Raw genomic sequence first — 21,266 nt, 5'->3', positions numbered from 1 at the left:
GAGCCTATTTTTAAAATAATGCATAATCAAGATTTTAGAATAACATTTCCTTTGATATATTTCAATTGGACGTGCCGTTCAAATATGATTAACCCCATGTATATAATACCTTCCGAGGATTTCAAAACCATATTGCGAAAAAATCAGGGTTTTCAGAAAGAAGTTCCGAAACCTTAAAGGGAGAAATAATGAAGATCTTCGTCTTTTCATGTCTAAATCTGCGTATAAAAAAGATGCTAAGCTGTAACTTAGCATCTGCATGTAAAAAATATAGGTAAGCGAAGGTCCTTTTTTCTGCAGAATTTACATTTTATCATATGACTACAGAGGGTCTTTAATCATTTAAACGATCATTCATCTGATTTAAACGAAAACAGAGTTCATTTTAAACGAAAATCATGATGATTTAATGAAACTACCGGTCAATTGAACGAAAACGTCGTCCATTCAAACGAAACGCATTTTCGAGTATGATTTTAGCAACATCTAAATCCACTGGTGATTGTTGTAAACTGAGGAACCTCACGAGTTGTTTTCGTTTTTGGTCCCTGTTCTTTTACCAATCAATTATTCAAATAAATCATCAATGAAGTTTCTTCCCTCATCATGGTTCCGGGCAGCTTCCAACGCATTACTGACATCGATCAACCCGCTGCCAAAGTCTTCGTCATTGCCGCGTGCGCCGATGTCATACGCGGTATCTTTAATAATGTCCATGACCTCTCTATTTGTTAAATCAGGGTTTTCAGAAAGCACGAGGCCTGCCAGTCCTGCTACATGAGGCGCAGCCATGGATGTTCCCGACATCGCCGCATATTGCCGATTTACATACGTACTTGGAATTTGGACGCCAGGAGCTGCAACATCGATATAGTCTCCATAATTCGAAAAAGAAGCGCGTTCCCCCGTGTAGCTTACGGCAGAGACACTAAGAACTTCCGGATAAATAGCAGGATAGCTCGCATCGCTCGTATTTTCGTTCCCTGCTGCGGACACTAGGACCACGTTGTTAGCATAGGCATATTCGACAGCTTCTTTCATCAAAGAAGATGGATGATAATTCCCTAAGCTCAAATTGATGACATCTGCCCCGTGATCAACCGCCCAGATAATCCCCTTTGCTATATCAAAAGTAGTGCCATACCCTGCTGCACTCATTGCTTTAATCGGCATAATCTTATTAAACCATGTAAGCCCGGCGACTCCTTCACGGTTATTTGTTTCAGAGGCAATAATACCGGATACGTGGGTGCCATGGCCATTATCATCTTGAGGAATGTTATTATCTGCCAGCACATTGTATCCCTCCGTTACCCGCCTTCTTAAATCCGGATGATTTAAATCGACACCCGTATCTATGACTGCGATCACAATATCTTCATCACCTCTTGAAACACCCCAGCCTGATTCTGTTTGGATGACAGGCAAGTTCCATTGATACTGTTCACGGTACAAAAGGTCATTCGGCAAATCGGTTTGATTTTGCAGATACAGATAATTGGGTTCCGCGTATTCCACTTCGCCCCGGCTTTTGAAACGCTGAATCAGTTCTGGTGTTGTCAGACGATTAGAGCGAAAAACGAATCTGGACTCGAGATTTTTTACAACCTGCCCATCAACGTCCGCCATTAGCTTGTTTATCGTCTGCTGGCTTGGATTGTCCTTGAATTTTACCGATACTTCTTTTTTGTTATAATGGCTCTCCCTTCCGCCATTTTGATTGAGGAGAAACACGCCCTGATCAGCCCGTAAATGCATCTTGAGATTTTCCCCGTCCGCAATGCTGTTGATCTGCAGGAGCTGCCGGCCGTTATTAACATTCTGGATTCTTGAAACAGGGACATTAAATCGGTTATTGGCAGTATTAATTTCCGGATTTCGAGTATTTCTTTCGTTATGAGACAAAAAGACCGATCCAACCGTTATAAGAATCGCAAAGGAAATAGTAAATAGTAAGAACCTAGGTATTTTTCCCATGAAGGCACCCCTGGAATCAATTTGATTTTATTAGTTTGTTTTTGTCATCGGTATTTAACGATGGCAAATAGTGGTGTTTAATCTCATGGGATTAATCAGGTTCTAAATTTGTTTTCATTATGGAATTCATTCATCTCCAAATTTGTTGTAAGTAGGCTACTGTCTATGCCAAGGGCTTTTGCGGAACATAGTATAAAACCGTTAAGATATATAATAAGAAAGGAAATTACTAATGAATCCTTACCGCCAGTACCCATATGGAATGTCTTACAACCAGCCGCAATTTGCAGATGATTTCCCGCAATATCCCAAATCTGAGATTTGGGCGCAGCCGCTGGTCAAACAACCTATTTATCCTCATTTGAAATCAGAAGTGTTAAAGAAGATTTCCCCTTTTGTTCATTACGGAATGGAGGAGGCGAAGGACACTTCATATAAGCATGCTTTGCAGGAAGTGGCTGCTATGGCCTATTTAATGGGCAAAGGCATGGATCCGCACACCGCGTATTTGACCGTCGAATCGTGGGAAATTAACGAGATGTTTTAAGTACCCTACGTTAAGATAATAGTTGCTTATTCCCTTCTACTGCTGTCGGACATAATTACAATGAAGAAAACAAAAAACGCTATTCTTTCAGTTGCCATGAAAGAATAGCGTTTTCCTCTTAATTAATAATGGTTGCCTAACCAGAAGTGTTCTCCCTCCTTAGTCAAACATCCCGTTCTGATAATCCTTAAAAGCCTGGAATAGTTCTTCCTCTGTGTTCATCACAAACGGTCCGCGGTGGGCAATCGGTTCATTTAATGGCTCCCCGCTTAGAATCAGCACGATTGTATTTTCACTGTCGGCTTCAATTGAAATATCTTCTCCCTCATTCTTAAAAAGAACAAATTGCTCCGAAGAAACATTTAGTTCATGATTAATTACTGCAGAGCAATAAAAAACATAGATTTTACTGGCTTAGATAATTTGAATTTTGAAATGGTTAAGTTTAAAAAGATGAACTAAAACAAGGACCAAACCGTTCATATGGTTTGGTCCTTACCTTTCCTTGCTGATCACAATTTACTCTTTGACCTTTAAAAGCCGCAAACTATTTAGTGTAACAAGGAGTGTAGCTCCCATATCCGCAAAAATCGCTAACCATAGGGTTAACCAACCGGGGATGATTAAAAGTAATGCTACCGCCTTAATGGCTAAAGAGAAGGTGATATTTTGCTTAATAATCGTTAAAGCCTTCCGACTTAATTTGATTGTATATGGTAATTTGGATAAATCATCAGACATTAGCGCAATATCCGCTGTTTCTAACGCTGTATCTGTTCCAGCGCCACCCATCGCAACACCAACGGTTGATGCTGCAAGTGCTGGTGCATCATTAACACCATCTCCAACCATCGCGACACTTTGGTACTTTTCACGGAGCTGTTTAATATAGGTTAACTTATCCTCCGGCAACAAATCTGCCTTGATGTCGGACACTCCTACTTCATTTCCGATAGCTTGTGCTGTTCGGTGGTTATCACCTGTAAGCATCACTGTTTTTTCAATACCAATTTCATGAAGTCTTCGAATAACTTCTTTAGATGACTCTCTCATTTCGTCAGCTACAGCAATCAACGAAAGAATCTCCTGTTCTGTGCCTAGAACCATTACGGTTTTTCCTTGCGTTTGTAAGGTATTAATCTGTTCATTTAATTCTTTTTTAATGCCTTGATGTAATTCTTCTAATAGGTTCGGACTACCGACGTAATATATAACCCCATTCACGCTGGCTTTTACGCCTTTACCTGTAATCGATTGGAAGTCATCCACGACCACCTTGTTAAAATCGGATCCATCTTCCTCCGCTTTTCGCATAATCGCGGATGCAAGCGGGTGCTGTGATCCTTTTTCAATTGCAGCAGTTATGTTCATTAATTCCTTTTCATTACGTCCAAACGAGATTACATCAGTTACTGCAGGGACCCCTTTTGTTAATGTTCCTGTTTTATCAAAAGCAATAACTTTTAAAGCTCCTGCTTCTTCTAGATGAATTCCACCTTTAATTAACACACCATTTTTAGCAGCGTTACCTATTGCTGTAACAATGGAAACAGGTGTTGAAATGACCAATGCACATGGACAACCAACTACTAACACAGCTAATCCCTGATAAATCCACTCGCTCCAGTCTCCCCCAAAAAGCAATGGAGGAACGATAGCGATCATAAATGCCAATAGGATAATGAATGGTGTATAATATTTCGCGAATCGGTCCACAAAAGCTTGAGATGGCGCTCTCTCTGCTTGAGCTTCTTCAACCAAGTGAATTATTTTAGAAAGAGTTGTATCTTCAACACGCTTAGACACTTCTACTTCGAGCAATCCTTCTTCGTTCAAAGTTCCTGCGAAAACTTCGTCCTTGACTGCTTTTGCCACAGGAACACTTTCACCTGTTATGGCGGCCTGATTCAATGTGGATGTACCTTTTACTACAACTCCGTCCATTGCTAACTTTTGACCCGGCTTAACAATCATGATGTCTCCAACTTGAATATCTTCCACATGGACCATCATTTCTTCGTTCCCTCGTCGAATCAGGGCTTCTTTTGGAGCTATATCCATTAGTGATTGGATGGATTGACGGGCTTTATCCATCGAATAACGCTCTAATGCCTCACTTACCGCAAACAGAATAACAACTGTCGCTCCTTCTCCCCATTCCCCTATAGCTGCTGCTCCTATAATCGCAACTGTCATTAGGGTGTTCATATCGAACTTTAATCGAACTAAATTTTTTAGTCCTTTGATAAAGAGGGAATATCCTCCAATAAGAATGGAAGCAGCGTATCCAATTGTAGGAATAATATGCTCTTCACCATATTGTTCAGCAAGGAACCAGCTAATAATTAAAAGCACTGCTGAAATATATACTTTAATGTTTTCTTTTTGTCTCCAAAAAGGTTCACGTTCTATTGCTTGTTCTTTTTCATCTCGAACTCTTAGGTTTTCAAAAGCTCCTGCCTTCTCAAGTTCTTCGATGGTGGTACTTCCTGTAACAGTAAGTTTAGAAGCTCCAAAGTTAACTTTAGCATCAGAAACACCATACAGGTGTTTTACGTTCGTTTCGAACGTTTTTGCACAATCTGCTCAGGTGAATCCTTGTATGCGATAGGTCTTTGTCTCTTGATCTGTGGACTTTGCTAGTTGTTCAGACATTGACTGTAGCCTCCTGTTTGTTTGATAATGCAATGGAAATTAGTTGCTTGATTTGTTCATTTTCTAACGAGTAAAAAGCTAATTTACCCTCTTTTCTATACTTCAGAAGCCCTTGTTTATGAAGACTTCGTAGGTGGTGAGAAGCGGTGGCGACTGAAGAACCAATGATATTAGCTATATCGCATACACATAGTTCCCCATCTTGGCACAAAGAAAAGGCAATTTTTGCTCTATTTTCATCTGCTAGCGCTTTAAATAACTGGGCAACACTAGCTAGATCTACTTGTTGTAGTTTACCCTGTATCCGGTTCACTTTTTGTTCGTCAAAACAATAAATTTCACAAGTGTCCTTTTGACTCATATAATCACTTCCTTCAAAATTTTTATTAATTTTATTATACCCCTTTTTACTGATACTCAAAAGTATATTTGATTGATGTTATTTTTTTCTCAGCTGCTTTGTAACAATTCCTAACAGTTTATCTCAATTGATGCCATGAAAAAAGACCCAACGCAAATTGCGTTGAGCTTATTATACTTATTGCGACATGTAACGTTTTATACCAGATGGAGAAATCCTTTTTATTATTTCGTATTAAGAGATGTCTATGCTGCCATCAGTTTATTTAAATAAATTAGAAAGAGCGGTAAAAGTTTCATTCTCTAACATAATATATATTCCTAATCCTATAAACACAATTGGAATAATCCAGCGGCCGTATTTCTCAAGTGTTTCAGAAACATATCTGAATCTGGCCAAACGATAGCCGATTAAACACCAGATCGCCACCATAATAAAGAAGGTAACAACCGTAATAACCAGTTCATTCGTGTTCAAAGTAGAAAAGAACGGAACGTAAATTCCGATGTTGTCTCCACCATTGGCAAATGTGATAAAGGCTACACTTAAATAGAATTTATTGAATTTGTTTAAACTGGAAAGAATGGCACCTTCATCTTCTTCTTCACCTTTTATAAACAGTTTAACCCCTAAATAAATTGGGATTAGTCCCAGTAAACCTACCCACTGATCAGGAATGAGAGTTACACCAAATGTCGCTAAGAGACTGATTAGAACTAAAAGTGCAAAACCTAAATATTGTCCAATGACTATATCTCTAGGGTAAATACGGTTTCCATTAGTCTGCATGTTAACCGCTCTACCGTTACTCGCTTTCGCCTGTGTCCTTGCCTGAGAGAACAACAACATTAGAATAAAAATGTCATCGATATTAGTTGCGATAAACGCCCCTAAAGCCGAAATTATGGTCAAAATTAAATTCATTTGTGTCAACCCCTTTATAGTGTTCGTAAACAATCAAACGCAAGATTGAATATTATAGTATTTCCATTTCATAAACATAATTAATCATTTCTAATCAGTTTACTTTTCAGGTAAGCATATTAACAAATCTATTTAATAAACCTAATGTAACGTCGGAGCTAATTGTTCAAATATCCAATGAAGCATATAATATAATAAAATTCCTACAAAAAAAAAAGAATCACTGATCTGTCTTCAGTCGCACTTACAACGGGTAACAAATCAGCTGTAGCGATATATAGAAAAATACCAGCTGTAATGGAAAGAGCTATAGCAAGAATAATACTATCTACCAAAAAGAATTGAGTAAAATACAAAGCCGCAAATGCACCCATGATAGTTGAAATACCCAATAACACAGATGCACCTATCGCCTTCTTCTTACTTTTTAAATTTGCAAATACAATTGATGAAATCGTCCATCCGTCAGGGATCTTATGTAGCAAAACTGCAATTAATACAACAAATCCTATTCTTTCATCTATTTTGAAACTGGCAACGATAGATACACCATCAAAAAAAGTATGCACTAACATGCCCATTAAAGCACCCAGCGTTGTGGTCTGTGAATGAGAATGTTTGTGAGTCTCTTCTCCAAAATGAAAATGAGGTGCAAGAAACTGCTGGAACAAAAAAATTAAACAAAATCCTAAAACAATATATATTGGACTTGATTCATATAACTCTATTGCTTCAGGTATTAAATCCATAATAGCAAATGTGAAAAGTATTCCAGCGCTTAACGCCATTAAGGCATTAAGGCTCCTTCTAGACCAGTTTTTTTTAAGAAATATTACAAATCTACCTTAGATGTTAGCAAAAGCCGCCGTTAACACGTAGAACAATATGTCCATTCGTTTTCACTCCAAAAAGTTTGAAAAATTCAACCTGCACTATAAAGTGCAGGTTTATTTTCATTACACTATACTTATTTTTTATTCAGCATGTGAATTGCATGTCCCATTACACCTTCAGCTGCTTCCATCAATGGTTCAGGCAGAGTTGGATGGGCATGAATTGTAAGGCTAAGATCTTCGGCAGTTGCACCAGACTCAATGGCAAAGACCGCTTCAGCAATAAGTGATGACACTTCTGGCCCAACCATCTGTACGCCTAATACCCTTTTGGTGTTCTTTTCGGCCACAACCTGTACAAAGCCATCTGCATCAGAAACAGATAACGCCCTTCCGTTCGCCTGGAATGGGAACCGGCTAGAAACTGTTTCAAATCCTTTTTCCTTCGCTTCTTTCTCCGTTAATCCTGTGTAAGCAACTTCAGGGTCACTGAAAATAACAAATGGCATGGCTTGAAAATCAATTACACTCTTTTGCCCGCATATCACTTCTGCAGCAATTTTCCCTTCGTAGCTTGCTTTATGAGCAAGTAGGAACCCACCTGCGCAGTCGCCAATTGCATACACGTGTTCAACGTTTGTCTGACATTTATCATTGATCTTAATAAATCCGCGTTGATCGAGCTCTACCCCGATATTTTCCAAACCAATTTTTCCGGTGTTCGGTTTTCTCCCTATGGAAACTAAACAATAATCGCCAGTAATCGTTTCTTCGTTTCCATCAACCTGCACGCGGACCTGTACTTCTTCACCAGTATTTTCTCCGCCTTGGACTAGGGCATTCGTAATGACTGTGATGCCCAGTTCCTTCAAATGCCGTTTCACCACATTTGTAAGCATCGGGTCGGTACCGGGAAGAATCGTGTCCGATCCCTCTAGAATGGTTACGTTTGCGCCAAACTTAGCAAAAGCTGTACCCAATTCCAAACCGATGTAGCCACCACCCACTACAACTAAATGTTTCGGCACTTCTTGCAACATTAGTGCCTCCGTTGATGAGATGATTCTATTCTTATCAAATGGCATACTTTTTAATTCGAAAGGTAAGGACCCTATAGCAAGAATAAGATCTTTGTATGAATATAAATGTTCTTCGTTGCCCGTTTTAATTCTTACAGTTTGAGGTTCAGTAAGATATGCTTCACCACTGATGACTTCTACTCCATTTCCTTTTAGCAGTGTACGGACTCCGTTTGTTAGCTTGTTTACAATTCCATCCTTCCACTTCACTACTTCAGGCATATCTATTTCAACTTGACCTGAAACTCTGATTCCCATTGTTTTTGCCTGTTGTATTTGTTTGACTCGTTCAGACGCGCTAATCAGTGCTTTTGAAGGTATACACCCCCGGTTAAGGCAAACTCCGCCTAGTTCTGCTTTATCGACTAGTACCACTTTTTTTCCCAACTGCGCCGCACGTATGGCTGACACGTAACCTCCAGAGCCTGCACCAATAACTAACAAGTCCACTTCTTTTTTTACATCTGCAGTCATTTCTGTTTCCTCCCTTGGTGATTTGTGATGAAAAATAATGATCTTCCTGTTGTAGAGAAACCACCTAATATTCTAATCCTCGTTTTAATATGATGGACATATAACTTATACCCTATGTAATGTTTGTTATTTACACCAAACGCAAAATTTACATACATTTTGAAAATTGGGCTTTCCACTCCTATATTGGGAAAGCCCATTTCCTATTACTCTTTTACTCTCATAAGTCTTAAACCATTTAACGCTACAAGTAGGGTTGCCCCCATATCTGAAAGGATGGCAATCCAAAGCGTTAACCAACCCGGAATGACCAATAGCAAGGCTATTAATTTAATAGCGATTGCAAAGGTGATGTTGGATTTGATTATGTTTAGAGCTTTACGGCTTAGTTTCACTGTAAATGGAAGCTTTCTTAAATCATCTCCCATAAGAGCAACGTCTGCCGTTTCTAGTGCAGTATCTGTACCTGCTCCTCCCATTGCAATCCCAACTGTAGAAGCTGCAAGCGCTGGGGCATCATTTACACCATCTCCAACCATAGCTACTTTGCTGTATTCGGATCTCAATTGTTTAATATAATCTAATTTGTCCTGTGGCATCAGTTCTGCCTGAATATCCGATACTCCAACGTGACCGCCGATAGCATTTGCGGTACCTTTATTATCACCTGTAAGCATTATGGTCTTTTTGATTCCAAGTTGATGCAATTTCTGAATAACTTCTTTACTTGATTCACGTACTTCATCAGCTACCGCAATAACAGCGAGTATTTCTTTTTCAGTTCCAACCACCATAGCTGTCTTGCCTTCATTTTGAAGAGTCGTAACTTTTTCTTCTAAGTTCTTATCGAAATTAGAAGTTGATAATTCTTTAAAGAGTTTTGGGCTACCGATATAATAAGTAATCCCGTTTACAGTACCTTTAATACCCTTACCTGTAATAGAAGAGAAGTCCTCTACCAGTACAGCAGAATAATTAATATTTTCCTCTTCTGCTTTTTTCATGATGGCAGATGCAAGAGGGTGCTGGGAACGATACTCTAATGCAGTAATAACAGAGAGCAATTCTTTTTCATTTGTCTGCTTGTTCAACACATTAAAATCAGTTACAACTGGGACACCTTTTGTTAGTGTTCCCGTTTTATCGAAGGCAATGGCCTTTAAGGCACCCATTTCTTCTAAATAAACTCCACCTTTTATTAGAACACCCTTTTTCGCCGCATTCCCGATTGCTGACACAATGGAAATCGGTGTGGAAATAACCAGAGCGCACGGACAACCAACAACAAGTACAGATAGCCCTTGATAAATCCATGTTTCCCAACTTCCGTCAAAGAAAAGTGGAGGAACAACAGCCACTAAAGCGGCAATGATCATAATGATTGGCGTATAATACTTCGCGAATTTTTCGACAAACGCTTGAGATGGAGCGCGTTCTCCTTGTGCTTCCTCTACAAGATGTATAATTTTAGAAATCGTTGTATCTTCAACTAGTTTCGTTATTTTTACTTCAAGCAATCCTTCTTCATTTAACGTTCCTGCAAACACTTCATCATCCACCGTTTTGGCAACAGGGACGGACTCACCTGTAATAGCTGCCTGATTGACGGCAGAGTAGCCACTTACGACCACACCATCCATCGCAATCTTTTGACCGGGCTTCACGATCATAATGTCACCAACGGCGATGTCATCAACATGAATCATCATTTCTTGTCCGTTTCTTCTTACAAGCGCCTCTTTAGGGGCAATGTCCATCAAGGACCGAATCGATTGTCTTGCTTTATCCATAGAGAAACGTTCTAGAGCTTCACTGATTGCAAAGAGAATCACAACAATGGAAACTTCTGCCCATTCTCCAATGATTGCTCCACCTATAACAGCTACCGTCATAAGGGTTTTCATGTCAAATTCAAAGCGAAGCAAGTTTTGCAAACCGACTTTAAAGAGCGATAATCCTCCGATTAACATGGATACTACAAATGATAATGTAGTAATGAGGTTCTCTTCCCCATTCACAAACTCTGACAGGTAACCAAAGACAATGAACAAGGATGCATAGAGTAAAGTACTGTGCTTTTTATAAAACGGTACTTTTTCTTCTTTAATAAACTCCTTGCCTTCATTAATCCCTTTTGTAGCTTGCCGCACAGATTTTTCAGGAGACACTTTAAGGTTCTCAAAAGCCCCGGCTTTTTCCAGTTCCTCAATCGTTGCTTCTCCGTAAACGGAAATTTTTGATGCTCCAAAATTCACTTGTGCATCCTGAACGCCCGGAATTTGCTTTACATTTTTTTCAAACTTTCCTGCACAGTTCGCGCACGAGAATCCCTCAACGCGATATACATTTTTGACCTCTTCAACCTCATGCGAAGATTGCCGTTTAGGTTTTTCAGGAGCCACTTTAAGATTCTCAAAAGCTCCGGCTTTTTCCAATTCCTCAACCGTTGCTTCTCCGTAAACGGAAATTTTTGATGCTCCAAAATTCACTTGTGCATCCTGAACGCCCGGAAGCTTTTTCACATTTTTCTCAAACTTCCCTGCACAATTCGCGCATGAAAATCCCTCAACACGGTATACTTTTTTGTCCTCTAACGGTTTTGCTGCTTCACCCAACTTTAACAACCTCCTTTTGATGTGTAAAAGCCATTTTTATCAGTTGCCTTACATGATCGTCATCCAAGGCGTAATAAACCAATTTCCCTTTCTTGCGATATTTAGCCAATCCAAGGTTATTGAGCAGCCTCAAGTGATGAGACGTTGCGGCAGTCGTAGCACCAACAATATTCGCTACATCACAGACACACAATTCCTCTTCCAAGGAGAGAGCATAGGCAATTTTAATCCTTGTATCATCTGATAATGCTTTAAATATTTGAGCCACATCTAAAGTATTGTGCATTAACAATTCGCCTTTAACTCTTGAAACCTTCTCTTCGTCAATACACGTTATTTCACATGCATCTTTTTTCACTTATTCCACCCCTTTTAATCAATCAAACATTCATTTGAATAATATTATATTTCCTTAAACGAAGATAGTCAAACAAATATTTGAATGTATATCAAAAAATATTCAAATGATTGTTTGAATAAAGTATATACCTAACTAAAGTAAATAGTCAAATGATTGTTTGAATATATTGACTAGCTGAAAACTTTACCTCATTCTGAGAAGGAAACACAAGGTACGAATACGCATAAAGGAACATATGTAAACATTGATACCATCAATAAATGTTACGATTGTATTTGGTATTAGATACTACGAAAACAAGATTGGTTTAATCCTACAATCATCATAAGATACGACAAAATCTGTCAATATTATGTTTGAATATAGATAATACATCATCTATACTATAATTGAACTGTTAATCTAATATATATTTGAATGAGGGTGAGATAATTTGAAGAGAAAAAGGTTGGTTTTACGCACTGGAATCCTTTTACTGCTTTTAGCAGCCGTTGGGTATACGTTGTATGCTAATTTTACGAAGGATGACACAACAATCAAAGTTGGGTCTTCAGCTCCCGATTTTGTTCTAGAAACATTAGATGGCAAAGAAATGAAGCTGTCAGACTTGAAAGGAAAAGGAGTTTTCTTAAACTTCTGGGGTACATGGTGCAAGCCATGTGAGAAAGAAATGCCTTATATGGAGACCGAATATCAAAATTTCAAAGATAAAAATATTGAGATTTTAGCCGTAAACATATCAGAAAGCGACCTTGTTGTTTCTAGTTTTGTTGAAAGGCACAATTTAACCTTTCCCATTTTAATGGATCGTAAAAGCCAAGTAACAGATGTTTATAAAATAGGACCTATCCCTACAACGTATTTAATCGATGAAAAAGGGAAGATACAAAAGGTCATTACTGGCGCGATGACTCAGGGTGACGTAAGGGAACATTTAAATTCCATAGTTCCTAAGTGAAACGGAGATGTACTCAAAACACAGGTTAGGATGGGGAAAAGCTTAATGGAAGAGTTAAATATTGCTTTAGCATTTTTTGCAGGATTATTGTCATTTTTATCTCCTTGTTCTTTACCGTTATACCCAGCCTTTCTTTCGTATATTACGGGTATTTCCCTCAACGATTTAAAAAAGGAAAGATCGATATTTAAAAGGACGGCAATGTTACATACCCTATTGTTTCTTCTAGGATTTTCAATCATTTTCATGGCATTGGGATGGTCTAGCTCGTTGGTAGGGACATTCTTCATAGAAAATAAAGAATTATTAAGGCAATTAGGAGCTATTATTATCTTCTTCTTTGGGTTAATTATGACTGGCTTAATAAAAGTAGACTTTCTTCTTGGAGAGAAAAAGTTTCAATTTAAGAACCGGCCTGCAGGGTATTTTGGATCAATCCTAATAGGTATGGGGTTTGCCGCTGGGTGGACACCTTGTACTGGTCCAATACTTGCAGGTGTAATAGCCCTTAGCATTTCTAATCCCGGCCAAGGATTAATTTATATGTCCTTTTATTGTTTGGGCTTCGCAGTCCCCTTTGTAATCATGTCCTTGTTCATTGATAAACTCACATTCATTAAAAGACACACCCAGATCATGATGAAAATTGGCGGGTTCATAATGCTTTTCATGGGCATATTTTTATATTTCAACTGGTTAACAAAGATCATCTCTTTTTTGACAAACAATTTTTTCGGAGGATTTACCGGTTTTTAAATGAACAAAATGTAGTTCGACAAGCTAAAGTGGCTGTCTGAATACATGATTACCGGAAAATGAGAAAGAATGTATAAATTAATGTTTAGCAAGATTCTTTTCAGTTATCATTACATTCAATTCTATGAGTTTAATTCGAAATATAATTTAATAGAAAGAGGAAAAAAACATTGAAAAAGGTAATCTTTCCCCTTCTTACTTCAGCTATACTCTTAATAGGCTGTGCCTCTGAAAAAGGTGAACGCACAGAGAAGCCCCCGACTCTACAATATAAAGTTGGGAGTAATGATTGGTCTGCCGTCACTTCTGTCAGTGACAATCCAGACATATTAGAGGCGTATCAATTTGCTGTTGAGCATCCAGATGTACTAAATTATATGCCATGTTATTGCGGTTGTTATGAAGAAGATGGCCATACAAGCAATACAAACTGCTTTGTTGAAAAGGTAGACAACAAAATGGTGACCTTGGACACAATGGGCTTTGGCTGACAAGTCTGTGTAGACATAGCCCGTGAGGCTAAATCAGAGTTCGAAAAAGGGACACCATTAAAGGAAATAAGGGATAATATTGATAAAGAATATAAAGAAACTGGAAGTCCTTCCACACCCATGCCAAAAGGCTAATGAAGAAAGCATCATTATCTGATGCTTTTTTTGATAGATTAACTTATAAAGGTATTTTTCCACTAGTTTAATATTTCTTTGCTTTAAAGTACGTTCCGATTTAAATCACTATTCGGATCAAAGAATATCAAACCAAATTTTCACTGCTGTAGCCGTAATTAATACGGATAATATGATTTGAAGAATTTTTGTATTCATCTTTTTCCCTGTCATTGCACCAAGAGGTGAAGCAATCAAACTAGCAATAACCATTATTAAAGCAGGATAATAATCAACTTGCCCCGTTGTAATTTTCCCAACTGTTGCACCTATGGATGAAATAAAGGTTATCGCTAATGAGGAAGCAATCGTCATCCTTGTTGGAATTTTTAAAACCACTAGCATAATCGGTACCAGTAAGAATGCACCGGCCGCCCCAACAATACCAGATCCTACACCGACAATTAACGCTATCGATGCTGCTAGCCATTTATTAAACTTTACTTGATCTAGAGGAATATCATCGACTCCTTTTTTCGGTAAAAACATCATGACAGCTGCTAGTAAGGCCAATACCCCATAGACTATATTGATTCCGTCCTCTGTCATCACCTTTGAACCGAAACCACCGATGAAACTGCCTAATAAAATACTGGCACCCATATAGCCAATTAGGGTTTTATTCAAATATCCGCCTTTCCGATATGCCCAAACTCCCCCAATTGTAGCGAAAAAGACTTGGACTGCACTAATTCCTGAAACTTCATGAGCGCTAAAAGCAGCTATTCCAAATAAGGGCGGAATGTATAAAAGCATTGGATATTTAATTATCGAGCCACCTATTCCCAACATCCCTGAGATGTATGAGCCTATGAATCCAATTAAGAAAATGGTAATGATAAACGCGATGTCCATGTGTAGTGCCTCCTTAAAGAAAGAAAAGGGAACCATTCGCGGTTCCCTATTTTTATTACCCTTTTTTAATCCAGAATTTAATTACTCCATTTTCTTCTATTGTTTCTAACAACTCATGCCCACCAGAATTTGACCAAGCAGCTAAATCTGCTTTAGCACCTTTATCTGTGGCGTGTATTTCTAACACTTGACCAGATTGCAAGTCATCAATTGCTTTCTTTGTCCTAACAATCGGCATCGGACAAGCTAGGCCCTTTGCATCTAACACTTTATCTGAATTCATTTTTCATCTCTCCTATATTTGTAGTATCTTCCCAATAATTATTTTTAATTAGTAGGTTTTATCGCACCGCACAACGGTTTGGCCCAATTTCCATCTCACGTTGCTTTTCTTTATCAGGAGCTATCTTCCCCATATTTGTTTCACGGATTTCTTGATAGGAATTTGGCTGGGCAGGTAAGTTTTCTGTAACCATTTTTCTGAACTCTGCTTCATCTGCAATATTTAATCCATGATTTTCAGAGAAAAGCTTTCCTAAATTTTCAGCCACACTGCCATCCTCATTCAATTCTTCAATAATCATAAAGTGAGCAGGCAGAACGATTAACTCTTCTGATAAATCTCTGTAACGGTTATATAGAGTCTCTCTCAAGTCTCCAACCCAGTCCTCTGCCAATCCTGCTAAATCTGGTCTGCCAATTGAATCAATGAATAGGATATCTCCAGAAAGTAAGTACTTTTCATCGACTACAAATGAAGTGGATCCAATTGTGTGACCCGGAGAATAAAGAGCCTCAATGGTAATGGTTGTATTACCGACAGTCACAACGTTACCACCCTCCAATGGCTTGTATGCAAAGGTAACGTCCGCTGCATCTTTTGGAGGTAACCAGTATGTTGCATTCGTTTTTTCTGTAATAGTTCTTCCGCCAGAGATGTGATCAGCGTGTAAATGCGTATCAAATACATGCGTGATTTTTGCGCCGATGCTTTCTGCAAAGTCTAAATAAACGTCAGTCATTCGTGTTGAATCAATAATGGCTGCCTCACCATTAGAAGCTACCATATAAGACAAGCAGCCTTTACCAAGGCGTAGGAACTGATATATTTCACCGCCATCTTTTAAATCCCCTACTTTTACTGGCTCCAAATGTTCACTCCATGATTTCATCCCGCCCTTTAGGTAAGAAACCGCAATGCCAGCATCTGATAACATTTCAGCGACCATGATGGATGAGCCTTCCTTCGCACACACGACTAAAACATCTTTATTAGTTGGAATTTTATCTATTATTTCTTCTACCCCATCAAGTAGGTCGAAATAAGGGATGTTCCAGAATCCGAAATTTACACCTTCAATTTTCCAATCATTAAAATCACTTTGATTACGGACATCGAGAATATATAATTCTTCTTTATTTATAACTTTCTTTGCAACTTCTTTAGCTGTCATTTGCTTAACCAACATTTTTATACCCCCTATAGTATTTTATCAGCTAAAATTTTTTAAAAGATTTAAAATGTTAATGTCACGTCAGCGTCTTTTGCGAATTCTAAGAATGTTACAGCTCCACCAACTTCAATGCCATCTATAAAAGCTTCTTTTTCTAAACCCATAACATCCATTGTCATTTGACATCCGATAAACTTGACTCCCATTTCCTGTGCCATTGAAAGTAACTCTGGAATAGAAGGTACATTTGCCTTTGTAAATCCTTCAGCAAAATGCTCCTTACCTTCCGGCATCGGAAGTTGTTTATTCGCTTCTTTATGAATCAAGTTTAATCCTTCAAATGTGAAGAAAATGGCTACCTCCTGATCAGTTGCTGCTGCTGCCGTTGCAATGTTAAATACTTTATACGCATCAAATAATCCACCGTTACTAGCGATAATAGCTACTCTAGTCATGTTCATTGTCCTCCACTTGTATCAGTTTAGTTATTTGCCCTAATTATTAATGATTTAAAAATGGACATCTACAAATTTGCAAAGTTCTTAGATTCATTTTCTTTTTTTTTAGGATGGCAGCATGAACATTTACATCCGCCGTTATTTTCAGTATTAACAATTTTCTTATTCATTTTTTATAACCATCCATTCTAAAATATTTATATTCATTTTTGCTCTACTGACCTTTCTGTAACTCCATTCCATTCACTCATCCCCGGCACAACATTAATCACCTGTTTAAAACCTGCAGCTGTTAGTTTTTGTGCGGCTAAATCACTTCGGCTACCAGTACGGCAAACTACAAAAATCTCAGTCTCTTTATCTAATTCTCTTAAACGTTCATCTAATTCTCCAAGAGGTAGGGACTTAGCATTTGGAATGTGGTTAAAAGCATATTCTGCAGATTCTCGCACATCTAGTACAAGCAAATTTTGATTTTCTTTGATTTTTTGTTGTAATTCTTCATTGGCAATGACATTCGGATGCTTCTTTTCTGCTTTTTCTTCTCCACTAGCTTTGCGAAGGTAATGCTTTAGTACTGCCCCTTCTTCGATTGTACCCAAATATTGATGACCCGTACTTTCCGCCCATGCTTTCATATCAGCAGTAGATCCTTTATCAGTTGCTTGCACTTCCATTACTTCGCCCGGTTCTAAGACGTTCATTGCCTTCTTTGTTTTAACAATTGGCATTGGACAAGCTAAACCTTTTGCATCTAATACGGAATTTGTTTGAATCATTTTATTTCCTCCTTGTTTTCATACCATATGGGGTATTTCTTGATATAAAAAATTATTCAGTTGGACCTTTATACTCAAGCATTCCGCCGGTCATATTAATTACTTTAAACCCACGATTTTCAAGAAGTTTTGCAGCCTTTGAACTTCTTCCACCGGAACGGCATACCGTAATGTACTCTTTTGTTTTATCTAAATCCTGTAAGCGAAATTCTAATAAACCTAATGGAATATGAATCGCAGTTGGTATCTTTGCAGTTTTCACCTCGTCTACCTCACGCACATCTATAATATTAATGGGTGACTTTTCCTTTACCAATGTTTCCACTTCTGTTGGCAAAATTTCTTTCATGGTTAACAACCTCCTTTTTATAAACGCCAAGCGCCTATACCGCCTTTTACATTGGTTATACTTTTAAATCCGAGTTTCTTCAAAAGCTTACTGGCCTTGCTGCTTCTCATTCCACTTTGACAGATCACAAATACCTCTTTGTCTTTTGAAAGTTCATTCGCCCTTTTATGAAGTTCGAATAATGGAATGTTTTTAAACCCGTTAATATGATTCACCTTGAACTCGCTAGGGGTTCGTACATCAATAAACTGCTGCTTCTTTTCCTTGCTATTTAATTCAAATTTCAACTCAGAAGTAGTAATGTTTTTAATCCCTCTGGCTGGCATGAAACGCTGATAAACGAACCAAGCTATAGTGCCGATTATTAGGACATTTAGTAAAGTATCCACCATATTATGCCTAAACCCCTTACTCTTTATTTGTCTAATCTTTAGATTATTCTTATATGAATAAGTTTACGTTTCCCTCTTGTGCATCCGCTAAATAGGCAGCTACGCCGGCATATTCAATTCCGTCTAATAATTCCTCTTGCTGTAAGCCCAATAAATCCATTGTCATCGTACATGCAATGAGTTTAACTTCTTGTTCTTGCGCCATCTCTATTAATTGAGGAAGTGTCATTGCATTATGCCTTTTAATTACTTGCTTGATCATTTTAGGACCCATTCCGGCTAAGTTCATTTTGGATAGACCCATTTTATCGGCACCTCTAGGCATCATTTTCGCAAACATCTTTTCAAGGAATCTCTTGTTTAAGGTCAATGGCTCTTCCTTTCTTAAAGCATTTAATCCCCAGAATGTATGGAAAATCGTAACCTCATGATCATAGGCTGCAGCTCCGTTTGCAATGATATAAGCGGCCATTGCTTTATCATAGTCTCCACTAAATAATATAATCGTCGTTTTTTTCTTTTGTTCAGCCATGTAATATTCCCTCCTTAATCTCTTTAAACATATACGGGTATAGGTATATAGTTTATTAAAAAAAATTAGCGTTTCTCAATTCAGGAAACAAACACTGGGACATTCTTTTCCATCGAATACTTTAGTTACATTCATTCACTGTTCCCTATATACTTATACCTGTATGGGTATATGTTATGCTAAAAGTTAAAGTTCGTCAACTCACAAATATTGGCCAGTTGAAGAACTTTTCTTATCGACTTTTTATTAATAGCTCTACTGCTTCTTTAACTAGATGTTCAGTACCTTCGCCTTTCTCAACATTTTCACGAACACACTGCTCTAAATTGGTGCTGACAATAACACCCATCGTTCTATCTATTGCATTACGTGCAGCTGATAATTGATTGACAATTTCTCTGCAATCTTTTCCCTGTTCCATCATGCTTAGTACACCTTTTATCTGTCCTTCAATCCGCTTTAAACGGTTTACTACATTCTTATCGTACTCCATGCTGCTCTAACCCACCTTTCTGTTTACAAGGAAAATCAGCGATTTCATAACTGATTACGGTAAATCCTTTTCTAATTAAGAAACGCAAGCCCATGTTCAATTCTAGTCTATCAGAAGCGATTACATGAATATTACCATTTGGAATTTCATTATTAAAACGTCTCAAATATGCGTAAGGAATCTGCAAAGAATCCTGAGTTAAATCATTCCCTGCTTCATTATAATCCCTGATATCTAATGTTATGGTGTTTTTGTCCATGAAAGCACCTTGTATACAAGGAACATCTTTCACGGGAACATAGCGTTTATAAATAATAATTGCTATTAGTAAAGATAATACAAGCAATAAAAGAATCATATCAACCACCTTTATATCTGTTTACTGTCTTATATTATACCTATAGGGGTATGGTGTCAAGTGTGTTAAGAACATGATTCAATAAAAGGGAACCCATAAGCGGTTCCCCTCTATATTAACTATCTAATTGCACAACGATTAGGTCCAATCTCCATCTCCCTCTTTTGCTCTTCATCCGGATGGAATTTCCCCATATTCATTTGCCGTATTTCCTCATAAGAATTGGGTTGGGGAGGTAAATTTTCAGTTACGGTTTTGATGAATTCCTCACCACTTTGTATATTCAAACCATGATTTTTCTCATATAAAACACCGAGTTCCTTTGAAATACTTCCATCATCATTCATTTCTTTTACACCCATAAAGTGTGATGGTAAGACTATCAATTCTTCTGTTAGCTTCTTATACCGATGATACAGAGTTTCTCTCAAATCCTTGACCCAATCTTCTGCCTCTCCAGCTAAATCTGGACGACCAATGGAATCAATAAATAAAATATCTCCTGTCAATAAATATTGATTGCCAATCACAAAAGAAGTACTCCCAATTGTATGTCCCGGTGAATAAATAGCCTGAATAGTAATATTGCCTACTTTTATTTCGTTCCCGTCTTCAATTGGAACATATTCAAATGTAACGCCGTCAGCATCCTTTGGTGGAAGGTAATAAGTCGCTCCTAACTTCTCAGCAAGTTTTAAGCCTCCAGATATGTGATCAGCATGAAGATGTGTATCAATAACACTCTTAATTGTAATATTATTATCTTTACAAAACTGTTCGTACGTTCCAGTCATACGATTAGGATCAATAATGATGCCTTCTCTATTTGATTCGATTATGTACGATAAACATCCTTTTCCTAAACGGACAAACTGATAGACTGTACAGCCACTTTTAAGACCACCAATCTTTATTGGCTGAAGATATTCACTCCATGCTCTCATTCCACCTTCAATCGAATAAACGTCTTTAACCCCTGCTTTTACTAACTCTTCAGCCGCCTTTTTTGATGAATTGCCCCTAGCACAAACAGTATAAATTGGTTTGTTTGCAGGGAGTTTACTAATAACGGAATCTACTCCATCATTTAAAGGTGCATTGATCACTGTTGTGTTCCTGCCTTCAATTTTCCATTCATCAAAATCGCCTGTATTTCTTACATCTATAATAAAAATTTCTTCATTGTTTATTACCTTTTGGGCAATATCTTTTACAGAAATCGTTTTAAACGTCATTGGGTGCCCCTCCTGCTTGCGAAATAAAAATTATCTTGAGTTACTATAAAATGATCAATTTCAAGAACATGGCGTGTATTAAGTGAATTAAAAAGCAAGTAAAATTAATTGTCTCTCTATTTACTTAAACAAGGGATGGTCTGGTCATATGAAATG

The 21,266-nt window shown here is 37.9% G+C and carries 24 protein-coding genes; 4 read left to right on the top strand and 20 right to left on the bottom strand.

The genetic code is table 11. The features are described 5' to 3' along the window. Positions 1-567: 567 nt before the first annotated feature. A complete protein-coding gene (locus D0463_RS01870) occupies positions 568-1,977 on the bottom strand; it encodes a S8 family peptidase (RefSeq protein ID WP_117304455.1) in 1,410 nt (469 codons plus the stop codon). 232 nt (positions 1,978-2,209) lie between these two features. Between D0463_RS01870 and D0463_RS01865 the strand changes: the two genes are divergently transcribed. Beyond that, complete coding sequence (locus D0463_RS01865) at positions 2,210-2,524, top strand: hypothetical protein (RefSeq protein WP_117304453.1); 315 nt, start codon at positions 2,210-2,212, stop codon at positions 2,522-2,524. A 159-nt stretch (positions 2,525-2,683) separates the two neighbouring features. On the opposite strand, the gene D0463_RS01860 is transcribed toward D0463_RS01865, so the two are convergent. The 8 genes from D0463_RS01860 to D0463_RS01820 all read right to left on the bottom strand — a co-directional run bounded on the left by D0463_RS01860 (position 2,684) and on the right by D0463_RS01820 (position 11,823). Beyond that, complete coding sequence (locus D0463_RS01860) at positions 2,684-2,929, bottom strand: pirin-like C-terminal cupin domain-containing protein (protein WP_117304451.1); 246 nt, start codon at positions 2,927-2,929, stop codon at positions 2,684-2,686. 114 nt (positions 2,930-3,043) lie between these two features. Then, complete coding sequence (locus D0463_RS01855; protein WP_117304449.1) at positions 3,044-5,179, bottom strand: heavy metal translocating P-type ATPase; 2,136 nt, start codon at positions 5,177-5,179, stop codon at positions 3,044-3,046. Further along, positions 5,172-5,540, bottom strand: coding sequence for an ArsR/SmtB family transcription factor (locus tag D0463_RS01850; protein WP_117304447.1), 369 nt, complete (start codon positions 5,538-5,540; stop codon positions 5,172-5,174). Before D0463_RS01850 ends, D0463_RS01855 begins: the two co-directional genes overlap by 8 nt. Before the next feature lie 261 nt (positions 5,541-5,801). Next, positions 5,802-6,464 (bottom strand): CadD family cadmium resistance transporter, encoded by a 663-nt coding sequence (locus D0463_RS01845; RefSeq protein ID WP_117304445.1) that lies wholly within the window; start codon positions 6,462-6,464, stop codon positions 5,802-5,804. A gap of 203 nt (positions 6,465-6,667) precedes the next feature. Next, complete coding sequence (locus tag D0463_RS01840) at positions 6,668-7,252, bottom strand: ZIP family metal transporter (RefSeq protein ID WP_254052689.1); 585 nt, start codon at positions 7,250-7,252, stop codon at positions 6,668-6,670. A 179-nt stretch (positions 7,253-7,431) separates the two neighbouring features. Beyond that, positions 7,432-8,850, bottom strand: coding sequence for a dihydrolipoyl dehydrogenase (gene lpdA / locus D0463_RS01835; RefSeq protein ID WP_117304443.1), 1,419 nt, complete (start codon positions 8,848-8,850; stop codon positions 7,432-7,434). Positions 8,851-9,056: 206 nt separating this feature from the next. Beyond that, entirely contained in the window at positions 9,057-11,465 is a 2,409-nt protein-coding gene (locus D0463_RS01825; RefSeq protein ID WP_117304439.1) for a heavy metal translocating P-type ATPase, read from the bottom strand. Further along, on the bottom strand, positions 11,458-11,823 hold the full coding sequence (locus D0463_RS01820) for an ArsR/SmtB family transcription factor (RefSeq protein ID WP_117304437.1): 366 nt from the start codon (positions 11,821-11,823) through the stop codon (positions 11,458-11,460). Before D0463_RS01820 ends, D0463_RS01825 begins: the two co-directional genes overlap by 8 nt. Before the next feature lie 436 nt (positions 11,824-12,259). Here D0463_RS01820 and resA point away from each other — a divergent pair, with 436 nt between their 5' ends. The 3 genes from resA to D0463_RS01805 all read left to right on the top strand — a co-directional run bounded on the left by resA (position 12,260) and on the right by D0463_RS01805 (position 14,166). Continuing rightward, the gene (gene resA / locus D0463_RS01815; protein WP_117304435.1) at positions 12,260-12,784 is read left to right on the top strand and encodes a thiol-disulfide oxidoreductase ResA; all 525 of its coding nucleotides are present in this window, start codon (positions 12,260-12,262) and stop codon (positions 12,782-12,784) included. Between the two features lie 45 nt (positions 12,785-12,829). Further along, complete coding sequence (locus D0463_RS01810) at positions 12,830-13,540, top strand: cytochrome c biogenesis CcdA family protein (RefSeq protein ID WP_117304433.1); 711 nt, start codon at positions 12,830-12,832, stop codon at positions 13,538-13,540. Positions 13,541-13,710: 170 nt separating this feature from the next. After that, complete coding sequence (locus D0463_RS01805; RefSeq protein WP_301950620.1) at positions 13,711-14,166, top strand: PCYCGC motif-containing (lipo)protein; 456 nt, start codon at positions 13,711-13,713, stop codon at positions 14,164-14,166. 117 nt (positions 14,167-14,283) lie between these two features. Here the strand turns inward: D0463_RS01805 and D0463_RS01795 are convergent, their stop codons facing one another. From D0463_RS01795 to D0463_RS01745, 11 genes are all read right to left on the bottom strand, one after another. After that, a complete protein-coding gene (locus D0463_RS01795; protein ID WP_117304429.1) occupies positions 14,284-15,060 on the bottom strand; it encodes a sulfite exporter TauE/SafE family protein in 777 nt (258 codons plus the stop codon). Between the two features lie 55 nt (positions 15,061-15,115). Continuing rightward, positions 15,116-15,343 (bottom strand): sulfurtransferase TusA family protein, encoded by a 228-nt coding sequence (locus tag D0463_RS01790; protein WP_117304427.1) that lies wholly within the window; start codon positions 15,341-15,343, stop codon positions 15,116-15,118. Positions 15,344-15,401: 58 nt separating this feature from the next. Then, positions 15,402-16,529 carry an MBL fold metallo-hydrolase gene (locus D0463_RS01785; protein WP_117304425.1) on the bottom strand — a complete coding sequence of 376 codons (1,128 nt, stop codon included), beginning with the start codon at positions 16,527-16,529 and terminating at the stop codon, positions 15,402-15,404. Positions 16,530-16,576: 47 nt separating this feature from the next. Continuing rightward, positions 16,577-16,969: a DsrE/DsrF/DrsH-like family protein gene (locus D0463_RS01780; RefSeq protein ID WP_117304423.1), complete on the bottom strand. Its 393-nt coding sequence runs from the start codon at positions 16,967-16,969 to the stop codon at positions 16,577-16,579. 206 nt (positions 16,970-17,175) lie between these two features. Then, a complete protein-coding gene (locus D0463_RS01775) occupies positions 17,176-17,751 on the bottom strand; it encodes a sulfurtransferase TusA family protein (protein WP_117304421.1) in 576 nt (191 codons plus the stop codon). A 52-nt stretch (positions 17,752-17,803) separates the two neighbouring features. After that, positions 17,804-18,100 carry a rhodanese-like domain-containing protein gene (locus tag D0463_RS01770; protein WP_117304419.1) on the bottom strand — a complete coding sequence of 99 codons (297 nt, stop codon included), beginning with the start codon at positions 18,098-18,100 and terminating at the stop codon, positions 17,804-17,806. A gap of 17 nt (positions 18,101-18,117) precedes the next feature. Further along, a complete protein-coding gene (locus D0463_RS01765) occupies positions 18,118-18,492 on the bottom strand; it encodes a rhodanese-like domain-containing protein (RefSeq protein ID WP_117304417.1) in 375 nt (124 codons plus the stop codon). A 49-nt stretch (positions 18,493-18,541) separates the two neighbouring features. Next, a complete protein-coding gene (locus D0463_RS01760) occupies positions 18,542-19,024 on the bottom strand; it encodes a DsrE/DsrF/DrsH-like family protein (RefSeq protein ID WP_117304415.1) in 483 nt (160 codons plus the stop codon). 232 nt (positions 19,025-19,256) lie between these two features. Then, positions 19,257-19,517 (bottom strand): metal-sensitive transcriptional regulator, encoded by a 261-nt coding sequence (locus D0463_RS01755; RefSeq protein WP_094768444.1) that lies wholly within the window; start codon positions 19,515-19,517, stop codon positions 19,257-19,259. Then, positions 19,504-19,875 (bottom strand): sulfurtransferase, encoded by a 372-nt coding sequence (locus tag D0463_RS01750; RefSeq protein WP_174234275.1) that lies wholly within the window; start codon positions 19,873-19,875, stop codon positions 19,504-19,506. The genes D0463_RS01755 and D0463_RS01750 overlap by 14 nt, the downstream gene beginning before the upstream one ends. A 119-nt stretch (positions 19,876-19,994) precedes the next feature. Next, complete coding sequence (locus D0463_RS01745; RefSeq protein WP_117304413.1) at positions 19,995-21,110, bottom strand: MBL fold metallo-hydrolase; 1,116 nt, start codon at positions 21,108-21,110, stop codon at positions 19,995-19,997. Positions 21,111-21,266: the final 156 nt, after the last annotated feature.

This window comes from Bacillus sp. V59.32b, assembly GCF_003429085.1.
Lineage (GTDB): Bacteria > Bacillota > Bacilli > Bacillales > DSM-1321 > Peribacillus.
Note: the sequence above shows the minus strand (reverse complement) of the source record. Positions and strands in the feature narration are given on the sequence as shown.